This is a genomic window from Leifsonia xyli subsp. xyli str. CTCB07 (assembly GCF_000007665.1).
GTDB classification, from domain to species: Bacteria; Actinomycetota; Actinomycetes; order Actinomycetales; family Microbacteriaceae; genus Leifsonia; species Leifsonia xyli_C.
On the sequence record NC_006087.1, the window covers coordinates 608,254 to 630,862 of the forward strand.

Genomic DNA, 22,609 nt, shown 5'->3' on the forward strand with positions numbered 1-22,609 from the left:
GACCGGCCGCCGACTAGAATGGGGAACCGTGTCTGAATCCACCGAAATCACCGAGAGCTCGGTCGAGGCGGCGGTCGAGGCGGCGCTCGCCGCCATCGCTGCCGCGGGCGACTCGGAGGCGCTCAAGGTCGTCCGTCACGACCACACCGCGGAGGGCTCGCCGCTCGCGCAGCTGAACGCGGGCATCCGGTCGCTGCCGGGGGACCGGAAGGCCGCCGCCGGCAAGCTGGTCGGCGGCGCCCGCGGGCGGGTGAGCCAGGCGCTCGCGGCGAAGGAGGCCGGGATCGCTGCGGCAGAGGAGGCCGCCCAGCTCGTGGCCGAGGCCGTGGACGTCACCGCGTTGCCGAACCGCTGGACATCTGGTGCGCGGCACCCGCTGAGCCTGCTGCAGGAGCGCATCGCCGACGTCTTCGTCGGGATGGGCTGGCAGGTGGCCGAGGGCCCGGAGCTGGAGAGCGAGTGGTACAACTTCGACGCGCTCAACTTCGACGCCGACCACCCGGCGCGCGCGATGCAGGACACCTTCTTCGTGGAGCCGGCCGAGGCGCACCTGGTGATGCGCACCCACACCTCGCCGGTGCAGTTGCGCGCGCTTCTCGGGGACGAGCTGCCCGTCTACCGGATCGCCTCGGGCCGGGTGTTCCGCACCGATGAGTTCGACGCCACGCACCTCCCGGTGTTCCACCAGACCGAGGGCATCGCGGTCGACAAGGGCCTGACGATGGCGCATCTGCGCGGGACTCTCGACCACTTCGTCGAGACGCTCTTCGGCGAGGGCGCGCGTGTGCGTCTGCGCCCCAACTACTTTCCGTTCACCGAGCCGAGCGCCGAGCTCGACCTGTGGCATCCCACCTTCGCGGGCGGTGCGCGCTGGATCGAGTGGGGCGGCTGCGGCATGGTCAACCCGAATGTGCTGCGCTCGGCGGGCATCGACCCGGAGGTGTACTCCGGGTTCGCGTTCGGGATGGGCGTCGAGCGGGCGCTGATGTTCCGCAACGACGTCAAAGACATGCGGGACATGGCCGAGGGCGATGTCCGCTTCTCCCAGCAGTTCGGAATGGTGGTCTGATGCGCGTCCCCCTCAGCTGGCTCGGCGAGTACGTCGACCTCGAGCCCGGCACCACGCCTGCGGAGGTGCATGCGGCCCTCGTCTCGGTGGGCCTGGAGGAGGAAGGCGTCCACACTTTCGGGATCGAAGGCCCGGTCGTCGTCGGCGAGGTGATCGACTTCGTCGAGGAGCCGCAGAGCAACGGCAAGACCATTCGCTGGTGTCAGGTGCGCGTCGCCGCGGAGGGCCAGAAAGCGGCCGATGGCGGCGCGGATGTGCGCGGCATCGTCTGCGGCGCGGGCAACTTCTTCCCCGGCGACAAGGTCGTCGTGACGCTGCCGGGCGCGGCGCTGCCCGGCCCGGCACCGCTCACCCCCTTCGTCATCGCGGCGCGCAAGACCTACGGGCATGTCTCCGATGGGATGATCGCCTCCGCCCGCGAGCTGGGCCTCGGCGACGACCACGACGGCATCCTGCGCCTGAGCACGCTCGGGCTCGACCCGGAGGTGGGCGCCGACGCGGTCTCGCTGCTCGGCCTGGACGACACGGCCGTCGAGGTCAACGTCACCCCCGACCGCGGCTACGCCTTCTCGATCCGCGGCATTGCGCGCGAGTACGCGCACGCCACCGGTGCGGCCTTCCGCGACCCGGCCGAGGCGGTCGCTTCGCCTCCCCCTCACGCTCACGGCTTCAGCGTCGCGGTGGAGGACCGCGCGCCGATCCGGGATCGCGTGGGCGCAAGCGTGTTCGTCACCCGTGTGGTGCGCGATGTCGACGCCACCCGCCCCACGCCTCCGTGGATGGTGGCGCGACTGAAGCTCGCGGGCATCCGCTCCATCTCCCTCGTGGTCGACATCACGAACTACGTGATGCTCGAACTCGGTCAGCCCACCCACGGCTACGACCTGGACCGGTTGAGCGGCGGCATCGTGGTGCGGCGCGCGCACGCGGGGGAGACCCTCGTGACGCTCGACGATCAGACCCGTGCGCTGCACGCGGAGGACCTGCTCATCACCGACGACTCTGGGGCGATCGGCCTGGCGGGCGTGATGGGCGGCGCCTCGACCGAGATCGGCGCCGGGACCCGCAACGTCCTCGTCGAGGCGGCGAACTTCGACCCGGTGTCGATCGCCCGCACCGCGCGCCGCCACAAGCTGCCGAGCGAGGCGTCCAAACGCTTCGAGCGCGGCGTCGACCCGCGGGTGGCGGTCGCCGCCGCGGCGCGCGTCGTCCAGCTGCTGGAACAGCTCGCCGGGGGGACCGCCGATGGACTCGGCTCGCTGCTGGACGAGACGGCGGACGCCGAACCGATCCGGCTGCCGGACGACTACATCCCGAACCTCATCGGCGTGGCCTTCACCGACGACGAGGTGCGTGGCGCGCTCGCCGAGATCGGCGGCTCCGTCAGCGACACCGAGGGGGCACTGCTCGTCGTGCCGCCCACCTGGCGCCCCGACCTGCGCGACAAGTCCGACCTGGCCGAGGAGGTCGCCCGCATCGTCGGGTTCGACCGCATCCCCTCGGTGCTTCCGGTCGCCCCGCCGGGCCGCGGGCTGTCGCGGGCGCAGACGCTGCGCCGCGCGGTCGCCCAGACCCTCGCGGACAACGGCGCCACGGAAGTGCTCGCGTTCCCGTTCGTCGGCGCGGCGCAGAACGACCTCTTCGGCTCGCCCGAGCCCGGCGGCGTCCCGGCCGTGAAGCTCGCGAACCCTCTGGACGCCACGGCGGCGTACCTGCGCACATCCCTGCTCCCCGGTCTCCTCGGCATCGCCAAACGCAACCTCGCCCGCGGGCTCGTGGATCTGAGCGTCTACGAGACCGGCACGGTGTTCTTGCCCGGGGCGGCCCTGGGCAGTGAGACGCTGCCCCCGGGCGCGGCGCTTCCCAGTCGCGAAACCCTCGCGGGCCTGAACGCCGGCATCCCGGACCAGCCGCGTCACCTCGCCGGCGTCGTCCTCGGCCACACCGTTCGGAAGCAGCCTGGCCAGCCCGCCGTCGCGGCGGGCCTCGCCGACGCGCTCGCGATGGTGGACCAGGCGGCAGCGGCCGTCGGCGTCGCGGTCGAGCCCGTGCAGAGCCGCCACCAGGCGCTCCACCCGGGACGCACTGCGCAGCTCGTCGCCGGCGACGGCGTCCGCACGGTCCTCGGCTACGCCGGAGAGCTGTCACCGGCGCTCGCGGCCGAACTCGACCTCCCGCGCGTCGTCGCGGTCTTCGAGCTCGATCTGGACGCGCTGATCGCTGTGGCCCCTGCGGAGATCGTGGCCGGGACGATCGCCGGGTTCCCGGCGGCGACGCAGGATCTCTCCCTGGTCGTTGGCGACGAGGTTCCGGCAGGAGAGGTGCTGCGCGCGGTCCGCGAGGGGGCGGGGGCTCTGCTCGAAGACATCCGCCTGGTCGACGATTACCGAGGGACCGGCCTCCCCGACAGCAGCAAGAGCCTCACCTTCGCACTCCGGTTCCGCGCCGACGACCGGACGCTGACGGCGGCGGAGGCAAGCGAGGCGAAACAGGCCGGGGCCGCCCGGGCGGGCCAGCTGTTCGGGGCGGCCATCCGGGAGTGAGGCGCCGGTCACCGTGTGCGAAGCCTGCGGAGCTCTCTTCGCGCGCGGTGACGCAGCCGCTCGCCGAACTCCACCGCGCGGCGGTACGGGGTGCGGGGGTTGATGGGCACGCGGAGAGCCGCTGGGTCCGCGGCGCGGATGATCTCCCGCAGGAGCGTGTTCCCGTGGTCCGCGCGTTCGGCGGCCGGAACGCCCAGGAGCGTCCCCAGGAGGATGCGGTTGCTGAACGGCGTGAACGTCTCCTGCGCGATGTCCCACTCGAGTTGGCTCTGGCTCTGCCAGGAGCCGCAGCGGTGCTCCCAGTAGAAGAGATCGTCGAGAGCGATCCCGGAGGCGGCCGCGGCGGCCGCCGCGCCCTGGTGCCACTCCTCGATCGACGCTGCGATGAAGGGGATCTCCGCCCAGCCGGGGATCAGGGCCAGGATGTCGGCGGCGGCGCCGGTGGCGGGAGGTCCGTCCGGACCCCCGTAGAAAGTGCGCGCCACTTCGCTCGCGTTGCCCTTCATCGCGACGCGGTCGGCCGGGTGGCCGTTCAGGATGCCGTGGGCGATCACACCCCAATCGTCGTAGTGCGCCATCGGTGTTGTTGCCGGTGTACAGCTCTCGCCAGCCGGGGTCCGGCTCGGTGCGGCAGTCGATGAGGCGATGCGCCACCCCCAGCCGGGCCGCCACGGTCTTCGCGATCGCGACATCGGTCGAGAACCGGGTCAGGTGCTGGTAGAGCAGGGTGTACCCGGCCATCGAACTCCGCACGGCCGGGGCAGCGGCCGCGATCAGAGCGCGTGAGTCGTACCCCGTGGTGAGCGGGAGGGACAGCGGGAAGCGACGGGACGCCGCGCCGATCACCGCGGTCAGGTGCGCGGCGGCGAACTCCGCGGCGGCGGTCAGCGTCCGATCGGGCAGCGGTGCGACGGGCCAGATGCGTTCCTGGCGGCGTCGCGCGACGTTCAGACGGTGGTTCGGGACGAGGCGGGCCACCTCGTCGTACAGCGTCGTCGCGGCCGGGAGGAAGTGTTCGCGATCGGCCGCCTTGTGTACGCTGCCGTCGAATTGACGCGCGCTCCCCCCGCTTCAGTGGGATAGCCTCCGCCAGCAGGTGTGCCTGCGAGGCCGCGTGGAACTGCCCTTCGTGCCAGGTGTACTCGACCGATCGGGTCCCCGTGGCATCGAGATAGACGAAGATGTCGTCCCCGGCGAAGGCGAAGAGCGCGAACCGGCCGGACAGGCGGTGCAGGAGCGTCTCGTTTTCGCCGCGGGACCAGGCCCGCGAACGCCGCGAGAACCGCTGTGTCGTCCTGCTCCGGCCGCTCCGGGTCGATCGCGAAGCCGAGGAGGACGAAGCTGCTGCCGGGCGCGCGGTGGATGGCGACGCTGAGCTCGGGATGCGCGTACACGGTGTGCCCGGCGACCCGGTGGCGGCCCCAGCCGTCGAGGTCGACGGTGGAGTCCGGTGTGATCAGGAACTAGCGGCGGAAGCGGAGGCTGTTCATGTGGAAGCCAGGAGGGGGAGGCGGGAGTGGACGCGCCGCGGTCGAGGCGCCGCTGTGTGCGCACCGCCGCGATGGCCTGGACGAGGAGAACCGTGGCCTCCGCGCAGAACTGCCCGAGGAGCGCGCCGAGGGTGCCGCCGAGCGCGGCGCCGGCGAGGATCAGGGGGAGGCCGACCAGGGCTCCGGCGGCCGCGGACCAGGCGAGCGCATCCAGCCGCCCCGGGGTCACGAGGAGGATCTGCCCGCAGGACATGCTGACGAAGATCACGGCGAGCGTGCCCCCTGCGATGGCGGCGAGCGGGGTGGGGATGTGGACGACACCGGCGAACACGACCTCCGCGACGAGTGGGGCGACGACGGTGAAGCTGGCCCCGGCGACGAGGCCGACGACCACGTTCGTCAGGACAGCCCGGCGGGGCCGGCGCAGGCGCTCGGCCCGCGTCGTCGCTTTGCCGACCCAGCCTTTGAGGGCGAAGTGAACGGTCCCGATGACCTGCTGCGCCATCCTCAGCAGCCGGTTCATCGCGGCGTACGACGCGGTTGCCTGCGGTGCGACGAGGGCGACCGCGGCGGTGCCGAAGCTGATGTAGAAGCTGGAGAAGACGCGCGTCGTCAACGCCATCGACTGGCAGCGGATGAGGAACACGACCCGCCGCGGCGACAACCGCAGGAAGTCCGCCCGCCGGACCCCGAGCGTGCGCATCGCCAGAGCCGGGCTCAGCAGCCCCGCCACGAGCAGGGCGATGCCGTAGATGATCAGCGGCGCTCCGGCGAGCAGCGCCAGCGCGGCGGCCAGCACTGCGGCCGTGCGGGGGATGGCTTCTTGGATCAGGATGCGGCGGGGCTGGGCGATGCCGACGAAGACCCAGGCCGCGCTGATCGAGCCGCCGGCGGCGACGGCGACCACGGCAGCGGTGAGGTTCTGGGCCGGGGCGAGCAGGAAGGCGGCGATGGCGGCGGCGATGAGCGCGGGGACGGCCACCAGCATTTGCGTGGTCAGTCCGGCCGCGTAGGTCTGGGCGATGTTGCGGCGGGCCTGGCGGGCGACGCGCTGGGTGCCGGAGATCCCCAGCCGAGTTCGACGAGCACGCCCGCGGCGCCGCCGAGCGACTGGCCGATGGCGATCGCGGCCCAGCCTTCGGCCCCGGCGGTGTGGGCGATGGCGGGCAGCGCGAGCAGAGGGCTCACAGCGTTGAGCAGGGGGATGCCAAGGTATCCGCCGAGAAGGCGGGCTCCGCGGCTGAGCTGGGTGCGTCGGGTCATCGTCGTTTGCCGGGGTCGGGATCGGTGGGTTCACGGGTAGTGGGCACACTATTCAACCACCTCGGCAGCGTGCCTCTTTCGGGGGTCGTTCTCGATGCGATTGGCGTCCCGGCGCGCCGGAACGATAGGGTTGTCGACATGCTTATCGTCGGTGCCTCCGTTCCGCGCCGACGCCTGCGCGACCGCCGAAGCTAGGCGGCGCTCGGGCGACCTCTCGGGTCGGACGCGGGCGTTGCCGTCCCCGAGGTCCCCTGTCGTCCACTTCACCAAGGAACAAGCATGACTTTCTCGGTCGCCGTCGCCGGCGCTTCCGGGTACGCGGGCGGGGAGCTGCTGCGCATCCTCGCCGATCACCCCGATTTCGACATCCGCACCGTGACCGCCCACCAGAACGCCGGTCAGCCGCTCGCCGCCCACCAGCCGCATCTGCGCTCGCTGGCCGGCCTCACCCTCTCGGAGAGCACGGCGGAGAATCTGGCGGGGCACGATGTGGTCTTCCTCGCTCTCCCGCACGGGAAGTCGGGAGAGATCGCCACACAGCTGCCGGCGGACACTCTCGTGGTCGACTGCGGTGCGGACCACCGGCTGGAAGACCCGGACGCCTGGGCGGCGTTCTACGGCGGCGAGCACTTCGGCTCGTGGGCCTACGGCGTCCCGGAGCTGCCGGTCGGCGCGGGGAGGCAGCGCGAGCGCCTCGCCGGGGCCAAGCGGATCGCGGCGCCGGGGTGCAATGCGAGCGCGGTGTCGCTGGCGCTCGCCCCCGGCATCCACGCTGGGCTGATCGAGGACGCCGATATCGTCTCCGTGCTCGCCGTCGGGCCCTCGGGCGCGGGCAAAGCGTTGAAGACGATGTACCTCGCGAGCGAGATCCTCGGTTCGGCGAACCCGTACGCGGTCGGCGGGACGCACCGGCACATCCCGGAGATCCAGCAGAGCTTGCGGAAGGCGGGCGCGCTGTCGCCGACGATCTCGTTCATACCGGTCCTGGTGCCGATGTCCCGCGGAATCCTGGCGACCTCCACCGCCCGCGTGAAACCGGGCGTCAGCGCTGCGCAGGTGCAGGCTGCGTGGGAGGAGACGTACGCGGGAGAGCCGTTCGTGCAGGTGCTGCCGGCGGGGAGCGTTCCGCGCACCTCGGATGTGCTCGGCGCCAACACGGCTTTGATCGGAGTCGCACTGGATGCGGCTGCCGGCAGGGTCGTCGCGGTGCTCGCGATCGACAATCTGTACAAGGGAACCGCCGGGGCGGCCATCCAGTCCGCCAACATCGCCCTCGGCCTCGCCGAGACCGCCGGCCTGAGCGTGAATGGAGTCGCCCCGTGAGCGTCACCGCTGCCCAGGGCTTCGCCGCAGCCGGTGTCGCCGCCGGTCTCAAGGCGAGCGGCGAGCGCGATCTGGCGCTCGTGCAGAACCTCGGGCCGCTGACCGCCGCGGCCGCCGTCTTCACCACGAACAGGTGCAAGGCGAACCCCGTGCTCTGGAGCGAGCAGGTCATCGCGGACGGCGTGGTCTCCTCGATCGTGCTCAACTCCGGAGGAGCGAACTGCTACACGGGGGCGGCGGGCTTCCAGGTCACGCACGCGACGGCCGAAGCGGTGGCCGCGGCGCTCGACGTCTCGGCGGGCGACGTTCTCGTCTGCTCGACCGGCCTCATCGGCGACCAGCTCGACCGCGCCAAGCTGACGGCCGGGGTGGACGCCGCCACGGCTGCCCTCGCGACCGACGCCGGCCTCGGCGCGGCCGAGGCGATCATGACCACGGACACTCGGCCGAAGCAGGCCGAACAGCGCTCCAAAGCGGGCTGGACCGTCGGTGGGATGGCGAAGGGCGCCGGGATGCTGGCCCCCGGCCTCGCGACCATGCTCGTCGTGATCACCACGGACGCCGTTCTCGGCTCCGCGCAGCTCGACAGCGCGCTCCGCGCCGCCACGCGCGTCACCTTCGACCGCCTCGACTCCGACGGCTGCATGTCCACGAACGACACGGTCGCCCTGCTCGGCTCCGGGGCCAGCGGCGTCGAGCCCGACCTCGACGAGTTCGCGCTCGCGCTCACCGAGGTCTGCCGCAATCTCGCGACGCAGTTGCAGGAAGACGCCGAGGGCGCCTCCCACGACATCACGATCGAGGTCGCGAACGCGCTCACCGAGGACGACGCGGTGACCGTCGGCCGCGCGGTGTCCCGCTCCAACCTCTTCAAGGCCGCCATCTTCGGCAACGATCCCAACTGGGGCCGCGTGCTCGCCGCGGTCGGCACGACCGACGCGGCTTTCGACCCCTACCGCATCGACGTCGCGATCAACGGCGTCCAGGTGTGCGCTGCGGGGGAGCCCGACCAGCCGCGCGACCTCGTCGACCTCGCCCCGCGCGCCGTGTGCGTCCGCATCGATTTGCACGCCGGGGACGAGGGCGCGAGCATCCTGACCAATGACCTGACCCACGACTATGTCCACGAGAACAGTGCCTACTCCAGCTGAGATGACGACAGAAGACACCTTCGAGACGGCCGAGCGCGCCGCCGCCATCGCCAAGGCCGCCGCCCTCATCGAGTCGCTCCCGTGGCTCAAGACCTTCCACGACCGGATCATCGTGGTGAAGTTCGGCGGCAATGCGATGGTGAGCGAGGAGCTTCAGCGCACTTTCGCCGAGGATATGGTCTACCTCCGCTACGCCGGTCTGCTCCCGGTCATCGTCCACGGCGGCGGTCCGCAGATCTCCGCGATGCTCGACCGGCTCGGTATCCAGAGCGAGTTCCGCGGCGGCTACCGCGTGACCACGCCCGAGGCGATGGAGGTGGTGCGCATGGTGCTCACCGGCCAGATCAACCGCGACATCGTGGCCGCCATCAATAAGCATGGCCCCCTCGCGGCCGGGCTCTCCGGCGAAGACGCCGCGCTGTTCCAGGGCCGCAAGCGCGGCGCGGTGGTGGACGGTGAGGCGGTCGATCTCGGACTCGTCGGCGATGTGATCGGCGTGAACCCGGAGGCTGTGCTCGCCCAGATCGACGCCGGGCGCATCCCGGTCGTTTCCTCGATCGCCCCGGACATCGATGAGCCGGGGCAGTCCCTCAACGTCAACGCGGACGCCGCCGCCGCCGCCCTCGCCGTGGCGCTCCGCGCCGCGAAGCTGGTCATCCTGACCGACGTCGCCGGGCTGTACAGCGACTGGCCGAACCGGGACTCACTGCTGTCGAAGATCACCGCGCGGGAACTCCGCGAGCTGCTCCCGGGCCTGGAGTCGGGCATGATCCCGAAGATGGCAGCCTGTCTGGCGGCGGTCGACGGGGGCGTGGAGAAAGCCGAGATCATCGACGGGCGCATCGAGCACTCGATCCTGCTCGAAGTGTTCACACAGTCCGGGATCGGAACGGAGGTGGCGCCGGTATGAGCGGCGACCCGAACGGCCGTATCGACGGTGCAGAGTGGAAGCCGCGCTACGCCGAGGTCATGATGCGCACCCTTGCCATGCCGAAGCTCCTGCTCGAGCGCGGCCAGGGCTGCCGGGTGTGGGATGTGGACGGCAACGAGTACCTCGACTTCCTCGCCGGGATCGCGGTCAATTCGCTCGGCCACGCCCATCCCGCACTGGTGGAGGCCGTGAGCAGCCAGGTGGCGACCCTCGCGCATGTCTCCAACTACTTCTCGACGGCCCCGCAGTTGGAGCTCGCCGAGCGGCTGCGGGCGATCACCGGCGCGGGGGAGCAGGGCCGCGTCCTGTTCGCCAACTCCGGGGCCGAGGCGAACGAAGCGGCTTTCAAGCTGGCCCGCCTGAACCGCGGACCGCACGGCGTCCGCACGCGGGTTCTCGCCCTGCGCGGCGCGTTCCACGGTCGCACGATGGGCGCGCTCGCGCTCACCGGCAAGCCGCCGATGCGCGAAGCGTTCGAACCGCTGCCGGGCGGGGTGGAGCACATCGACTCGACCATCGACGCGCTGGAGCACGCGATCGACGACCGGGTCGCGGCCCTCTTCGTCGAGCCGGTCAAAGGCGAGGCGGGTGTGCTCGCCCTGCCGGACGGGTTCCTGCGGCGCGCTCGCGAGCTCACCGAGCAGCACGGCGTCCTGCTCATCCTGGACGAGATCCAGACCGGCGTCGGGCGAACCGGAGCCTGGTTCGCCTACCAGCACGAGGGCATCCTCCCGGACGCTGTGACGGTCGCGAAGGGCATCGCCGGCGGGATCCCGATCGGCGCGCTCGTGACGTTCGGCTGGGCCTCCGACCTCTTCACGCAGGGACAGCACGGCTCCACCTTCGGCGGCAACCCGCTCGCGACAGCGGCGGGCAACGCCGTGCTCGCCGAGATCGAGCGTGCGGGACTCGTGGAGAACGCGGCCCGCCGCGGCGGCGAGCTGCGGGCGATCATCCGCTCCTACGACTCCCCGCTGATCGGAGAGGTGCGCGGCGCGGGGCTCCTCGTCGGCATCGGCCTGACCGGCGGCGAGGCGAACCGGCTGGCGGACGCCGCGCTCGCGCAGGGTCTCATCGTCAACGCCCCGAACGAGTCCAGCATCCGCCTCGCACCGCCGCTCATCGTGGGTGGTGCCGAGCTCGCCGAGTTCCGCGAGCGATTCGGCCGCGCTCTGGCCGCCCTCTAACCCCCACCCCGAAGGACCACCATGACCAGGCACTTCCTCCGCGATGACGACCTCAGCCCGGCCGAACAGGTCGAGGTGCTCGACTTGGCCGCCAAGCTGAAGCGCGACCGTTTCTCCGCCCGGCCGCTCGCCGGTCCGCAGACCGTCGCTGTGATGTTCGACAAGACCTCGACCCGCACGCGCCTCTCGTTCGCGACCGGCATCGCCGACCTCGGCGGCAACCCGCTCATCATCCAGGCGGGGGAGAGCCAGGTTGGCGCGAAGGAGTCGCTTGCCGACACCGCGCGCGTGATGGAGCGGATGCTCGCCGCCATCGTGTGGCGCACTTTCGCGCACTCGGGGCTCGAAGAGCTCGTCGACGGCACGCGCATACCCGTGGTCAACGCGCTCTCCGACGATGTCCACCCCTGCCAGACCCTCGCCGACTTGCAGACGGTCCGCGAGCGCAAAGGGCGCACCGCCGGGCTCACGATGAGCTTCTTCGGCGACGGCGCGAGCAATATGGCGCACTCTTCCCTTCTCGGCGGGGTGACAGCGGGCATGCGTGTCCGCATCGCCGCGCCGGCCGGGTACACGCCGGACCCCCGGTTCGTCGCGGACGCCGAGGCGATCGCGGCCCGCACCGGCGGCTCGGTGCTCGTGACCGCCGACCCCGGGGAAGCGGCGGCGGGCGCCGATGTGATCGTCACCGACACCTGGGTGTCGATGGGCAAAGAGGACGAGAAAGCGGAGCGGATCGCCGTGTTCGGCGACTACGCGGTGAACGCCGGGACCCTGAGGCTCGCGGACCCTGCGGCGATCTTCCTGCACTGCCTGCCTGCCTACCGGGGCCTGGAAGTCAGCGCCTATGTCATCGACGGCCCCCAGTCCGTCGTCTGGGACGAGGCCGAGAACCGGCTGCACGCGCAGAAGGCCCTGCTGACGTGGTTGCTGGCCAAGAACCGGGAGGATGCGGTATGAGCGCACACAGTGAAGGCGGACACGCGGGGGCTGTGCATGGCGGGGTTGGGCACACCGACGAGGGCAAGCTCTGGGGCGCCCGGTTCGCCGGTGGCCCCTCGCCCGAGCTCGCGGCGCTGAGCGCATCTACGCACTTCGACTGGGCGCTCGCCGCCTACGACCTCGCCGGCTCCCGCGCGCACGCGGCCGCCCTGGCCGCGTGCGGCTACCTCACGGACGATGAGCTGGCCGGGATGCTCGCGGCGCTCGACCGCCTCGACGAGGACGTCGCCTCCGGCGCGTTCGCCGCAGCCGAGACCGATGAGGATGTTCACGGCGCTCTCGAGCGCGGCCTCATCGAGCGCGCCGGTGCCGACCTCGGCGGTAAGCTGCGCGCCGGTCGGAGCCGCAACGACCAGATCGCCACGCTCGTCCGGCTTTACCTTCGCGACCACGCGGGTGTCATAGCCGAGCGGCTGATCGCGCTCGTGGATGCGATCGCGGCCCAGGCGGAGGCGCATCCCACCACCATCCTGCCCGGTCGCACCCACCTGCAGCACGCGCAACCGGTGCTACTCGCCCACCACCTGCTCGCCCACTGCTGGCCGCTGGTCCGCGACTTGGAGCGTCTGGCCGACTGGGACAAGCGCGCGAACGTCTCGCCCTACGGCGGCGGTGCGCTCGCCGGCTCGACGCTCGGCCTCGACCCGCTGCTCGTCGCGCGCGAGCTGGGGTTCGCGGCCAGCTCCGAGAACTCCATCGACGGCACAGCGGCACGGGATGTCGTGGCCGAGTTCGTGTTCATCGCCGCGCAGATCGGTGTCGACCTCTCCCGCTTCGCCGAAGAGATCATCCTGTGGAACACCCGCGAGTTCGGGTTCGTCACCCTCGACGACTCCTACTCGACCGGTTCCTCGATCATGCCGCAGAAGAAGAATCCCGACATCGCCGAACTCGCGCGGGGCAAATCCGGGCGTCTGATCGGCAACCTGACCGGACTGCTCACCACGCTGAAGGGTCTCCCGCTGGCGTACAACCGCGACCTCCAGGAGGACAAAGAGCCGGTCTTCGACTCGGTGCAGACCCTCGAGGTCGTGCTTCCGGCCTTCGCCGGGATGGTCGCGACCTTGCGCTTCCACACCGACCGGATGGCCGAACTCGCCCCGCAGGGCTTCTCGCTCGCGACCGATGTGGCCGAGTGGCTGGTCAAGCGGCACGTCCCGTTCCGGGTCGCGCACGAGCTGACCGGGAGCCTGGTCCGGTTCGCCGAGGAGAACGGCCTGGAACTGCATGAGGTCTCCGACGGGCAATTCGCGGCGATCTCACCGCTGCTGACCCCGGACGTCCGCACGGTGCTGACCGTCGAGGGTTCCGTGGCCAGCCGAGCCGGTGCCGGGGGAACCGCACCCGAGCGTGTCGCCGAGCAGCTCGCGGCCCTCACCGGCCGCGTGCGCTCCCTCGCCGCCCGTCGGGAGCTCTGATGGCCTCGCGCCGCCCGGGGTGGGTCATCCCGCTCATCGTCGTCGTGTCCGCGGCGGTCATCGTGGCCGGCCTCGTCGCGACTGTCGCCGTCGGCGGCCGTGTCTTCTGACGTGACCCTCGCCCAGCCCGGGCGCGACGCCTTCCTAGCGTCGTCGCTCGAGGTCGCCCCGCGTCTTCTCGGCGCCGTGCTGCGGCACGAGAGCGCCGAGGGCCCGGTCGCGCTGCGCATCACCGAAGTGGAGGCGTACACTGGCGAGGGCCTCGACCCGGGTTCGCACGCTTTCCGTGGCCCGACCAGGCGGAACGCTGCGATGTACGGCGAACCTGGCCGCCTGTACGCGTACTTCACCTACGGAATGCACGTCTGCGCGAACGTCGTCTGCTCGCCGGCGGGGGAGGCGTCGGCCGTGCTGCTGCGCGGGGCTGAGATCGTCGAGGGCCTTGCTCTGGCGGAACGGCGACGTGCCGGGGCGAGCGGCCGCCGGATCCCGCAGCGCGACCTCGCCCGCGGCCCGGCCCGCCTCGTCGTCGCGGCCGGGATCGGCCTCGCGGACGACGGCGCGGACCTGCTCGCGCCCCCGTTCGGCCTGTTGCTCCCGAGCGTGCAGCCGGAGTACGCGACCGGACCCCGGACGGGCGTCTCCGGCGCGGGCGGCGGTGCGGCGTTCCCGTGGCGCTACTGGCTGCCGGGCGAGCCGTCGGTGTCGCCGTACAAGCGCCACCCGGCTTCGCACGGCTAGGGTGTGTCTCCTCACTGTTTGAGCCCGAGGGTGATCGCATCAGCGTCGAAAGTTGCTGAGAATGCTGTCCGCAATCGCGACAAAGACCTCTCCGATGCGTGATACCCAGAGTCGGACAGTCCGGTTACGGCCCGGATCGGGCTGCTCCAGGTAACTCCTCAGCTCCTGTTGTCGAGACGCTTCGCCCAGAGGCGGCCGTAAGCAAACCACGCAGCCACGCCGAGGCGGATCTTCTTCTCCGCCGAGATCGCGGGGGCGACTCACGACTTGCGAACCTTTCGATAGGAGCGCTGCCTCAGCAACGAACAACCCCTGCCACTCAGTCTGACGTGCGGCAAAAGTCGATGATCTTCCTGTCCACTCGTCGCAAAGGGAGCAGATTCGGCCCTCGACGTTCTGTTTCATCCCTCACTTTCTTGTTTTGCGGGGCTCGCGGCGGTGTTCTCCTCCGTCGCCGGGGGTGAAGCGGGCCACCCTGCGGTGAAGCGGAACAGAGCCGCGCAGACGCAGGCCCACACGAGGCTGACGAGCGTTCCGATGATGAAACGCTCGCGCGTCTCCGGTGTTTCGAGTTCTGTGAACCGTCCGACGCCTTTGACCGCGATCAGGACGGTCAGCGCTTCGGGGAAGCCGGCCATGATCGCGCCGGTCGCGGCGAACCGTTCGAGGAGGCCGATGGTCGCGCCTACGCGGAGGACCTCTCTGGTGTTCTCGGGCCCGCTCACACGGTCGTGGACGATAATGCCGCCGTTGGCCCCCAGCGGGGCCGGGCGGGTCCCGAGCGCCAGGACGAGCTGCGCGGCCGGTCCACCGCCGACGACGCTGAGCGCCAGCGCCACGATGCCGATGAGCGCGCGGTAGCCTTAGGGCGCCTCGTGCGGCGGCAGTGTGATGACGAGCAACGCCAGTGCGAGGAGTCCGGCTCCCGTGTACACCAGTGCCCGGCGCGGGCGGCGGAGGGTGGCGATCATGCAGCACAGGGAGGCGATGGCCAGGAGGAGCGCGAGCGTCCAGGCGGCGATCGGTGCGGCAGCGGAGAGGATGCTGGGCAGCGGCGGGTCGGTCATCCATTCTCCCGGTCTCGGCGGGCTGGCGTCTGGGCGGCGTCGACTCTCTCCAACAGCCTAGTCAGCGCGGGATGCGCGGCGAGTTCCACGCGCACTCCCGCCGTCCGCGCACGGTCGCTGGCCGATTGCGGGGTGATCCCGAGCCGGGCCCCCGCCTGGGCCTGCGTGAGGCCGGAGGCGACGAGGTCGTAGAGGTCCCAGCCGGCTGCGCTTCGCGCTTCCCGAATGGTGAGCAGCAGCGTCAGCAGCGCTTCCGCGTCCGCCGCGGGTTCCGGTGCGGCGGTGGCGTCTGCGGCGAACCGGGTGGCTGCGCGTTTGGCGCGGGCGACCGCCGTGCGCGCGGCGACGAACGCCTCCCCGGTCGCTTCGCGCGTGGCGCGAGGCAGGGGGGTGCGGACGGCTCCGATGCCGAGTCCGACGCTCCAGTCGCCGCAGCGGGTGAGGTCGAGGACGATCTCGAGGACGGCCGCCGGTTCTGCGCTGAGTGCCTGGATCTCGTCGCCGGCGTTCCGGTCGGCCGGCAGCGCGAGGCGGTCGCCGAAGCGGCTGTCGAGTTCTTCCACGAGGGGAGCGGCGAGATCGGCCCGGCGCCGGCTGTCGATCTGGTCTGCGGTGATGACGAACATTCCCTGCTCCAATCAGGTCTAGGGACCTGATTATGATCTTATCGGGTCTGTGGGCCTGATTGTGGTGCTATCAGGTCTTTGGGCCTGATTTTCTGACGGGCTGCCGCGTTGCCCGCTGCTAGCCTTCAGGGGTGTCAGATTCGCCTTCCCGCCAGCAGCAGCTTCTCCGGGCGCAGTCCAACGATCCGTCCTTCGACAATGTCTGGGACGAGCTCATCTGGCGCGGACTCGTGTACGTCTCCACAGACGAAGCCGCGCTGAAACAGCTCCTCGCGGGTGAGCCGATCGCGTACTACTGCGGTTTCGACCCGACAGCGCCGAGTCTGCACCTGGGGAACCTCGTCCAGCTGCTCACCATGCGCCGGCTGCAGCTGGCCGGCCACCGCCCGTTCGGCCTGGTGGGCGGGTCGACCGGCCTCATCGGCGACCCCAAACCGTCCGCCGAGCGCACCCTGAACGCCAAGGAGACCGTCGCTGAGTGGGTCGGCTCCCTGCGAGAGCAAGTCACGCGCTTCCTCTCAGCCGAGGGTGACAACGCCGTTCGGCTGGTCAACAACCTCGACTGGACCGCGCCGCTGTCGGCCATCGACTTCCTGCGCGAGATCGGCAAGCACTTCCGCGTCGGGGCGATGCTGAAGAAGGATGCCGTGGCCGCGCGCCTGAACTCTGACGAGGGCATCTCCTACACCGAGTTCAGCTACCAGATCCTCCAGGGCCTCGACTACCTCGAGCTGTACCGCCAGCACGGCTGCGTGCTGCAGACCGGCGGCAGCGACCAGTGGGGGAACCTCACGAGCGGCACGGAGCTGATCCGCCGGGTGGAGGGTGGCCATGCACACGCCGTCGGTACGCCGCTCATCACCAACAGCGACGGCACCAAGTTCGGCAAGAGCGAAGGCAATGCCGTCTGGCTGGACCCGGCGCTCACCAGTCCCTATGCGATGTACCAGTTCTGGCTCAATACGGATGACGCCGATGTGATCGCCCGCCTCAAGGTGTTCACCTTCCTCCACCGCGACGAGATCGAGCGCCTGGAGCGCGCGGTCGCGGAGGAGCCGTTCCGCCGTGAGGCGCAGCGCCGGCTGGCGCTCGACGTGACGAGCCTCGTCCACGGTGCGGCGGCCGCGGAGGCCGTGATCGCGGCGTCCGAAGCGCTGTTCGGGCGGGGCGGCGACCTCGCCCAGCAGGACACCGACACCCTCGCGTCCGCTCTGCGCGAGCTTCCCCACACGGTGTCGGCGCCGGGTGTGGCCATCGCCCAGGCGCTCGTGGACACCGGGCTCACCAAAAGCCTCAGCGAGGCCAGGCGCGCTGTGGCCCAGGGTGGCGTCTCGGCCAACAATGCGACGGTGCAGGACGCCGACGCCCCGGTCGGCGACGCGCTGCTGCCGGGCGGTATGCTCGTGCTGCGCCGTGGGAAGAAGACGCTTGCCGGCGTCTTCGTCGAGGAGGGTGTCTGAGATGGACGGCGAACCGGAGGAGGACGGCGGCTCTCGCGTGGAGGAGGGGCTTCTGTCGCGTCTTGAGGTGATCGAGGGCCAGCCGCTCGCGGAACGGGCGGAAGCGTACGCGAACCTCCACGGGGAGCTCTCAGCCCGGTTGGACGCTGGAGACGCGCCGCCAACCCGCGGAACTGGTAATATTTGATACTGAATCCAGAGTATCAGCATGAAATCGGTGACCCGGCCTATGAAAATCATCCACTTCTGCACGCGCGTCGGAAACTTCGCCGACGGTCTCGTCAATGTCGCTGTCGACCTCGCGATCACCCAGTCGAGAGCCGGTCACGATGTCGTCCTCGCTTCCCTCGGCGGCGACTACGAACCGCTCCTCAACGCCAGCGGCGTCCGCACCGTCCGCCTGGACTTCCGGGCGCGCAAGCCGTGGGAGGTGCTTGCGACACGCCGGGCGATCAAACGTCTGGTCGCGGAGACCGGCGAGGAGGTCCTCCACTCGCACACGATCGCGCCCGCGGTGCTCGCGGCCTCTCTGGGCCGGCGCACAGCGCTGACGGTCTCCACCGTCCACAACGAATTCCAGCGCGGCGCACGGCTTCTCGGCGCAAGCCGCCTCGTCGTGTGCGTCAGCAAGGCCATCCAGGACAAAATGGAGCGGAGCTGGCTGAGCCGCGGGAAGACCACCGTCATCGTCAACGATGTCATGGGTTCCCCGCGCCGGGTGACGGCGCCCCCGAAACCGCAGTTGCAGGGCCGCGCCATCGTCGCGATCGGCTCCGTCACGCTCCGCAAGGGGTCTGATGTCCTTCTGGAGGCGTTCGGCGAAGTGGCCCGGCAGCGGGACGACGCCCACCTCTATTTCGTCGGGAACGTCGACCATCCGGAGCTGCTCGACCGCTTCCGCGAGGAGGAGTGGTTTCCACGTGTCCACCTGGAAGGGCGGGCGGAGGACCCCACCGGCTACCTCGCTGCCGCGGAAGTCTTCGTCCAGGCGTCCCGCCAGGACCCGTATCCGCTCGCCGTTCTCGAGGCCATCCAATCCGGCATCAAGATGGTCGGCAGCGACGCAGACGGTATCCCCGAGGCTCTCGGGCACGGCCGTCTCGGTGCGGTGTTCCCGAGCGAGGACGCCGAAGCGCTGGCCGCCCGGCTGATCGACGCTTTCGAGGGCCGCGGCCCGATCCCGGAGCCGACGGAGGCCGACCTGGCGGCGAACTCCGTCGAGCGGATGGCGGACGACTACGTGCGCGAATACGCCCGCCAGCTGACGGGCCGCGGCGCGGTGTAGCGTTGAGGGGTTTCGCCGGGAACGTCTGAGTCTGCCTTCCTGCGGCTCGATGTGGCTCTGGCCGTTCGGGGTCTTGTGCGTTCGCGGAGCCGGGCGGCCGCTGTGATCGCCGAGGGTTTGGTGACGGTGGACGGAAAGCCGGTCATCCGGACGTCTGCGCGGGTCGGTCCGGGGCAGGCACTCGCTGTCGCCGGAGCCGATCGCTATGTGAGTCGTGGCGCCCACAAGCTTCTCGCGGCGCTCGATGCTTTCGGTGTCCCTGTCGCCGGCCGGACCGCGCTCGACGCGGGGGCGTCGACCGGGGGGTTCAGTCAGGTGCTGCTCGAGCGTGGCGCTGGGACCGTGGTCGCGCTGGATGTCGGGCACGGCCAGCTTTCGCCCGTGCTGGCGGGGGAGGGACGGCTGCGTTCGTTCGAGGGCGTCAATGTGCGTGCCCTGACTCCGGAGCGGTTCGCGGATCTGCTGGGCCGGCCGGTGCGTCTGGGGCTGGTTGTGGCCGATCTGTCGTTCATCTCGCTCACGCAGGTCCTCCCGGCGCTGCGGGCGGTGGCGGAGGACGATGCGGATTTCGTTCTGCTGGTGAAACCGCAGTTCGAGGTCGGCCGGTCGGGCATCCGGGAGGGAGTCGTGCGGGATGCGGGGCTCCAGGAGGAGGCTCTGACCGGTGTTCTCTGGTCGGGGCACGATGTGGGTCTCGGAGTGGCGGGTGTGATCCGGTCTCCGATCGTGGGTTCGCGTGGGAACGCCGAGTTCTTGGTTCGTCTGACGGTGCGGGGGACAGATCCGGGCCAGTGGCGCGAACGGGTTCGGGACGTGGTGCGCTGAGGGCGGTGTGCGTCCGCTATGCGGCGAGGGGGACGGACACGCGGCTGAGATCGGGGTCGTCGACGATGATCTGCCCGGCGACGCCGGCGGGCAGATCCACGACGATCGGCGCGATCAGGTTCACCGTGGGGGCGCCGTAGTGGGTGCTGACGATGACGTACACATCGGCCTCCCCGGCCACCGTCAGCGCTGCCCGGTAGCCGGGGAGGCGGACGGCGGTGTCGAGGACGTACAGGCGGACGCCCGGGTCCTCGGTCGAGCGGAGGACGTAGCAGCCAGGCACACCGTCGAGAGGGGTCAGCTCGAAGAACACCAGATGCTCGAGGCCGACCAGGGGAGCGGTGAGGGCGAGGGGGATGCTCATGATGCCTTTCAGCGCAGATAGTCCATCAGGGTTTTCTGGATGCTCTTCGCCGCGACGGCGAGGGCGGTTTGGTAGGAGACCTGCTGGGCGTTCAGGCGCAGCACGACATCGGCGGGATCGGCGTCTTCGATGCGGGAACGGGCCTCTTCCAGCGTGGTCGCGTCTGTGCCCAGTTGCAGCTGGGCGAAGTTGGTTCCGATGGCCGCCTGGGCGCCGGAGATGGTGTTCAGCGCCGAGTCGATGGCGGCGAGTTCGGAGCCGACGTTCCTGTCGGCGGCGATCTTCGTTGCGATCCCGTCGATGAGGGAGAAGACGCTGCCGGAGCCGGTGCCGAAGACGGCTGCGCCGTCGGCGGAGACCGGGATGGTGGCGGATGGGCTGACTCGCCGGGACACCTCGGCGCCGGGGGTGCCGTTGAACGCGTAGCTCTTCACATCGAACGCTGTGTCGGCGTCCGATGTGCCGGCGAAGACGCTCCGGCCGAGGTACTGGGTGTTGGCGAGGGCGAGGAGGTTCTGCTTGAGCTGCTCGATGCTCTTGACGATGCTGTCCTGGTTGGCAGGGGAGCTCGTTCCGGTGTTCGCTGCTTGCACGACAAGGTCGCGGATCTTGGAGATCACGTCGGCGGAACCGGTGAGGGCTGAGTCGACGGTCTTCATCCAGCCGATCCCGTCATCGACGTTGGAGGTGTGCTGGGCGTTCTGGGAGAGCTGCTTGCGCACGGTGAGGAGGTTCGCGACTCCGGCCGGGTCGTCGGAGGGTTTGGCGATCTTCACCCCTCTCGTGCCTTCCTGGTAGAGGTCGTTCATCGAGGCCTTGGCAGCCTGGAGGTTCCGCTGAGTGGTGAGCAGCTGAGCGGTGGAGGTGACGCGCATTGTCATGGTTAGGTGATCCCAACGTGTCCGGTGTGGTTGATGAGCTGGTCGAGGACTTCCTCGAGCGCGGACATCACGCGCGACGCTCCCTGGTAGGCATGCTGATAGGAGAGGAGATTCATGGTCTCTTCGTCCAGGTCGACGCTCTCCAGCGACTGCTGGGCGGCGGTCGCCGAGTCGAGCGCCGCCGAGTCGAGCGACGCCTGGGACGATTCGACGTCCGCCCGGGTGCCGAGCTGGACGACGGCCGCCGACCACGCCGCGTCGGGGGAGCCGGCCGCGTTGCCGATCTGCGAGATCTTGTCGGCGACGGTGCCGTCCAGTTTTCCTGCGCCGGCCGCTCCGGTGGCGACGCCGGACGGGTCGGCCGGGATGACGGTGAGGGACAGGGCAGGGCTGGCGCCGATCGCGAAGAAGTCCAGCCCGGTCGCTCCGGTGGAGGAGACGCCGGTCCGGCTGATCGCGTTCACCCGGGTGGCGAGGCCGGTGGCGAGCTGGTCGAGGTGGGCGGTGGTCTCGGCCAGTGCGCCGCCGGTGCCCGACGCGTTCGCCGCGCCGAGGAGAGAGACCAGACCTGCGATCTCGCCGGTGGACGGTGTGAGCGCCGGACCGGACGGGTCGCTGGCGAGGACGAGTCCGACCGGGCTCGCGCCGGCCGTTTCCAGCTGAGTGCCGCCGGAGACCCGCACTTGCTCGAAGCTGGTGCCCTGGACCACGGCGATCCCGCCGATGGAAACAGAGATCGTGTTGTCACCGGCGATGTCGACACGGCCGCCGGCGCGCTTGGCGAGTCTCTGGGCGGCGACGTTGCGCTGGTCGATGAGTTCGTTCGCGTTGCCACCGGCGGCGATGGCGGTGCGGATCTGGCCGTTCAGATCGGCGATGTGGGCGATGTCGGCGTTCAGCTGAGACACCGTCGTCGTCAGTTGGCTGCTGGTCTGCGACCACTGGCTCTGGAGTGCTTTGTACGCTGTGGCGATGGTGCTGGCGAGAGTCGTCGCCTGTCCGAGCAGCACCCCGACCGGGGCGCTGCTCCCGGGCCGGTTGGCGACCGACTGCCACGCGTTCCAGAACGTTTGCAGGCGTCCGCTGATCGCGTCGCCGGAGGGCTCACCGAGGATCGTCTGAATCTGGTCGAGCGCGCCGGAGCGCATGCTGCTGTACGCGGCTTCCGCTGCGGTGTTCCGGACTTGCGCGTCCAGCAGAGAGGAACCGGACTGGGCGATCGCGGCGACGGCGACGCCCTGCCCGGACCGGGGGCCGTTCGCGTCCGAGCCGACGCGGCCGGGCTGGCCGTTGGAATGGACTGCTGGCTGACGCTCTGGCGGACGTAGCCGACGGTGTTGGCGTTGTCGATGTTCTGGCCGGTGATGTCCATCCCCGCCTGGGCGGCTTGGAGGCCGGAGTAAGCGGCGCGCAGGCCGCCGAGTGCGTTCTCGGTCATAGGGTCTTTCCGGCCGTCATGGTGTCCTTCCGGGTGGGTCAGAGTGCGGCGTCGACGAGACGAGCGGCAGGGATCGCCGACCCAACGGTTCCGTCGGCGGCGTAGGTCGATGATGGCTCGCCCATCAGATTGAGGGTCTCCTGTGTGAAGCGCAGTCCCGCACGGAGGCGGCGGCTGTTCTCGTCCCGGGTGCCACGGATCTCGGCGGTCAGGTCGCTGAGCGCCTTCAGATGGGCGGCGAAGATCTCCCGCCACGCGCCCTCCGGTGCAGCGGCGACGACATCACGCAGGGTCACGTCATCGGACAAGCTGTACTCGCGGGCGACATCGACCATCTCGACAGCGAGGGAGAGCCCGGCGGTCTTGAGCCTGTTCACGACCGTCTCGACGTCGCTGGTCGCCTGCGGAATCCACCGGGTGAAACCGGCGCTGATCAGCAGCCTCTCGATGTGGAACTTGTACAGCAGGGTCTCCAGCAGCTGCCTTTGGCGCCACAGTTCGTTCGACAGTTCGTTGGTTCCCATTTGAGTGCTCCTCTAGGTGTG

Annotated in this window: 21 protein-coding genes and 2 pseudogenes; 12 read left to right on the forward strand and 11 right to left on the reverse strand. The window is 70.3% G+C overall.

Annotation, left to right across the window (positions count from 1 at the left end; all coding sequences use genetic code 11):
* The first annotated feature begins 28 nt into the window (after nucleotides 1-28).
* Together pheS and pheT are read left to right on the forward strand one after the other, a co-directional pair.
* Nucleotides 29-1,069 carry a phenylalanine--tRNA ligase subunit alpha gene (gene pheS / locus LXX_RS02935; RefSeq protein ID WP_011185557.1) on the forward strand — a complete coding sequence of 347 codons (1,041 nt, stop codon included), beginning with the start codon at nucleotides 29-31 and terminating at the stop codon, nucleotides 1,067-1,069.
* Entirely contained in the window at nucleotides 1,069-3,612 is a 2,544-nt protein-coding gene (gene pheT, locus LXX_RS02940) for a phenylalanine--tRNA ligase subunit beta (RefSeq protein ID WP_011185558.1), read from the forward strand. Before pheS ends, pheT begins: the two co-directional genes overlap by 1 nt.
* A gap of 8 nt (nucleotides 3,613-3,620) precedes the next feature.
* On the opposite strand, the gene LXX_RS02945 is transcribed toward pheT, so the two are convergent.
* The 3 genes from LXX_RS02945 to LXX_RS02960 form a co-directional block, all read right to left on the reverse strand.
* On the reverse strand, nucleotides 3,621-4,190 hold the full coding sequence (locus LXX_RS02945) for a hypothetical protein (RefSeq protein ID WP_011185559.1): 570 nt from the start codon (nucleotides 4,188-4,190) through the stop codon (nucleotides 3,621-3,623).
* Nucleotides 4,191-4,683: 493 nt separating this feature from the next.
* Nucleotides 4,684-6,090, reverse strand: a complete 1,407-nt coding sequence (locus tag LXX_RS02955; RefSeq protein ID WP_041767176.1) for a hypothetical protein — start codon at nucleotides 6,088-6,090, stop codon at nucleotides 4,684-4,686.
* Nucleotides 6,091-6,098: 8 nt separating this feature from the next.
* On the reverse strand, nucleotides 6,099-6,365 hold the full coding sequence (locus LXX_RS02960) for a hypothetical protein (RefSeq protein ID WP_041767178.1): 267 nt from the start codon (nucleotides 6,363-6,365) through the stop codon (nucleotides 6,099-6,101).
* Between the two features lie 279 nt (nucleotides 6,366-6,644).
* Here LXX_RS02960 and argC point away from each other — a divergent pair, with 279 nt between their 5' ends.
* The 7 genes from argC to LXX_RS02995 all read left to right on the forward strand — a co-directional run bounded on the left by argC (nucleotide 6,645) and on the right by LXX_RS02995 (nucleotide 14,118).
* Nucleotides 6,645-7,688, forward strand: coding sequence for an N-acetyl-gamma-glutamyl-phosphate reductase (gene argC, locus LXX_RS02965; RefSeq protein ID WP_011185561.1), 1,044 nt, complete (start codon nucleotides 6,645-6,647; stop codon nucleotides 7,686-7,688).
* Entirely contained in the window at nucleotides 7,685-8,839 is a 1,155-nt protein-coding gene (gene argJ / locus LXX_RS02970) for a bifunctional glutamate N-acetyltransferase/amino-acid acetyltransferase ArgJ (protein ID WP_011185562.1), read from the forward strand. Before argC ends, argJ begins: the two co-directional genes overlap by 4 nt.
* A 1-nt stretch (nucleotide 8,840) precedes the next feature.
* Entirely contained in the window at nucleotides 8,841-9,749 is a 909-nt protein-coding gene (gene argB, locus LXX_RS02975) for an acetylglutamate kinase (RefSeq protein ID WP_011185563.1), read from the forward strand.
* Nucleotides 9,746-10,957 (forward strand): acetylornithine transaminase, encoded by a 1,212-nt coding sequence (locus LXX_RS02980; protein ID WP_011185564.1) that lies wholly within the window; start codon nucleotides 9,746-9,748, stop codon nucleotides 10,955-10,957. Before argB ends, LXX_RS02980 begins: the two co-directional genes overlap by 4 nt.
* Nucleotides 10,958-10,978: 21 nt before the next feature.
* Nucleotides 10,979-11,917, forward strand: coding sequence for an ornithine carbamoyltransferase (gene argF / locus LXX_RS02985; protein ID WP_011185565.1), 939 nt, complete (start codon nucleotides 10,979-10,981; stop codon nucleotides 11,915-11,917).
* Nucleotides 11,914-13,377, forward strand: a complete 1,464-nt coding sequence (gene argH / locus LXX_RS02990; RefSeq protein WP_041767181.1) for an argininosuccinate lyase — start codon at nucleotides 11,914-11,916, stop codon at nucleotides 13,375-13,377. Before argF ends, argH begins: the two co-directional genes overlap by 4 nt.
* Before the next feature lie 111 nt (nucleotides 13,378-13,488).
* Nucleotides 13,489-14,118 (forward strand): DNA-3-methyladenine glycosylase, encoded by a 630-nt coding sequence (locus LXX_RS02995; protein ID WP_041767183.1) that lies wholly within the window; start codon nucleotides 13,489-13,491, stop codon nucleotides 14,116-14,118.
* A 401-nt stretch (nucleotides 14,119-14,519) separates the two neighbouring features.
* Here LXX_RS02995 and LXX_RS15305 read toward each other — a convergent pair whose 3' ends face one another.
* The 3 genes from LXX_RS15305 to LXX_RS03005 are packed head-to-tail and all read right to left on the reverse strand — an operon-like array spanning nucleotide 14,520 to nucleotide 15,811.
* Nucleotides 14,520-14,957 carry a hypothetical protein gene (locus LXX_RS15305; RefSeq protein WP_011185569.1) on the reverse strand — a complete coding sequence of 146 codons (438 nt, stop codon included), beginning with the start codon at nucleotides 14,955-14,957 and terminating at the stop codon, nucleotides 14,520-14,522.
* Nucleotides 14,958-14,981: 24 nt separating this feature from the next.
* Nucleotides 14,982-15,185 carry a hypothetical protein gene (locus LXX_RS15310; RefSeq protein WP_011185570.1) on the reverse strand — a complete coding sequence of 68 codons (204 nt, stop codon included), beginning with the start codon at nucleotides 15,183-15,185 and terminating at the stop codon, nucleotides 14,982-14,984.
* A complete protein-coding gene (locus LXX_RS03005) occupies nucleotides 15,182-15,811 on the reverse strand; it encodes a hypothetical protein (protein WP_011185571.1) in 630 nt (209 codons plus the stop codon). Before LXX_RS03005 ends, LXX_RS15310 begins: the two co-directional genes overlap by 4 nt.
* A 131-nt stretch (nucleotides 15,812-15,942) precedes the next feature.
* Between LXX_RS03005 and tyrS the strand changes: the two genes are divergently transcribed.
* The 3 genes from tyrS to LXX_RS03025 all read left to right on the forward strand — a co-directional run bounded on the left by tyrS (nucleotide 15,943) and on the right by LXX_RS03025 (nucleotide 19,381).
* Nucleotides 15,943-17,271 carry a tyrosine--tRNA ligase gene (gene tyrS, locus LXX_RS03010; RefSeq protein WP_011185572.1) on the forward strand — a complete coding sequence of 443 codons (1,329 nt, stop codon included), beginning with the start codon at nucleotides 15,943-15,945 and terminating at the stop codon, nucleotides 17,269-17,271.
* 229 nt (nucleotides 17,272-17,500) lie between these two features.
* A complete protein-coding gene (locus LXX_RS03020; protein WP_011185574.1) occupies nucleotides 17,501-18,556 on the forward strand; it encodes a glycosyltransferase family 4 protein in 1,056 nt (351 codons plus the stop codon).
* Nucleotides 18,557-18,607: 51 nt separating this feature from the next.
* The gene (locus tag LXX_RS03025) at nucleotides 18,608-19,381 is read left to right on the forward strand and encodes a TlyA family RNA methyltransferase (protein WP_011185575.1); all 774 of its coding nucleotides are present in this window, start codon (nucleotides 18,608-18,610) and stop codon (nucleotides 19,379-19,381) included.
* 16 nt (nucleotides 19,382-19,397) lie between these two features.
* On the opposite strand, the gene fliW is transcribed toward LXX_RS03025, so the two are convergent.
* From fliW to LXX_RS03045, 5 genes and pseudogenes are all read right to left on the reverse strand, one after another.
* Nucleotides 19,398-19,745, reverse strand: coding sequence for a flagellar assembly protein FliW (fliW, locus tag LXX_RS12530; RefSeq protein WP_050737820.1), 348 nt, complete (start codon nucleotides 19,743-19,745; stop codon nucleotides 19,398-19,400).
* 8 nt (nucleotides 19,746-19,753) lie between these two features.
* On the reverse strand, nucleotides 19,754-20,626 hold the full coding sequence (flgL, locus tag LXX_RS03035; RefSeq protein ID WP_011185577.1) for a flagellar hook-associated protein FlgL: 873 nt from the start codon (nucleotides 20,624-20,626) through the stop codon (nucleotides 19,754-19,756).
* A gap of 2 nt (nucleotides 20,627-20,628) precedes the next feature.
* A pseudogene (flgK, locus tag LXX_RS03040) lies at nucleotides 20,629-21,924 on the reverse strand (flagellar hook-associated protein FlgK); the annotation flags it as partial.
* Between the two features lie 38 nt (nucleotides 21,925-21,962).
* Nucleotides 21,963-22,064 (reverse strand): annotated as a pseudogene (locus tag LXX_RS16545) (hypothetical protein); the annotation flags it as partial.
* A 38-nt stretch (nucleotides 22,065-22,102) separates the two neighbouring features.
* Nucleotides 22,103-22,588, reverse strand: coding sequence for a flagellar protein FlgN (locus LXX_RS03045; RefSeq protein ID WP_041767189.1), 486 nt, complete (start codon nucleotides 22,586-22,588; stop codon nucleotides 22,103-22,105).
* Nucleotides 22,589-22,609: the final 21 nt, after the last annotated feature.

Coding starts and splice junctions, on each gene's coding strand:
- pheT (WP_011185558.1), top strand. CDS start 1,069: ATGCGCGTCCCCCTCAGCTGGCTCGGCGAGTACGTCGACCTCGAGCCC.
- LXX_RS02945 (WP_011185559.1), bottom strand. CDS start 4,190: ATGGCGCACTACGACGATTGGGGTGTGATCGCCCACGGCATCCTGAAC.
- LXX_RS02955 (WP_041767176.1), bottom strand. CDS start 6,090: ATGCTGGTGGCCGTCCCCGCGCTCATCGCCGCCGCCATCGCCGCCTTC.
- LXX_RS02960 (WP_041767178.1), bottom strand. CDS start 6,365: ATGACCCGACGCACCCAGCTCAGCCGCGGAGCCCGCCTTCTCGGCGGA.
- argC (WP_011185561.1), top strand. CDS start 6,645: ATGACTTTCTCGGTCGCCGTCGCCGGCGCTTCCGGGTACGCGGGCGGG.
- argB (WP_011185563.1), top strand. CDS start 8,841: ATGACGACAGAAGACACCTTCGAGACGGCCGAGCGCGCCGCCGCCATC.
- LXX_RS02980 (WP_011185564.1), top strand. CDS start 9,746: ATGAGCGGCGACCCGAACGGCCGTATCGACGGTGCAGAGTGGAAGCCG.
- argF (WP_011185565.1), top strand. CDS start 10,979: ATGACCAGGCACTTCCTCCGCGATGACGACCTCAGCCCGGCCGAACAG.
- argH (WP_041767181.1), top strand. CDS start 11,914: ATGAGCGCACACAGTGAAGGCGGACACGCGGGGGCTGTGCATGGCGGG.
- LXX_RS15310 (WP_011185570.1), bottom strand. CDS start 15,185: ATGACCGACCCGCCGCTGCCCAGCATCCTCTCCGCTGCCGCACCGATC.
- LXX_RS03005 (WP_011185571.1), bottom strand. CDS start 15,811: ATGTTCGTCATCACCGCAGACCAGATCGACAGCCGGCGCCGGGCCGAT.
- LXX_RS03020 (WP_011185574.1), top strand. CDS start 17,501: ATGAAAATCATCCACTTCTGCACGCGCGTCGGAAACTTCGCCGACGGT.
- fliW (WP_050737820.1), bottom strand. CDS start 19,745: ATGAGCATCCCCCTCGCCCTCACCGCTCCCCTGGTCGGCCTCGAGCAT.
- flgL (WP_011185577.1), bottom strand. CDS start 20,626: ATGACAATGCGCGTCACCTCCACCGCTCAGCTGCTCACCACTCAGCGG.
- LXX_RS03045 (WP_041767189.1), bottom strand. CDS start 22,588: ATGGGAACCAACGAACTGTCGAACGAACTGTGGCGCCAAAGGCAGCTG.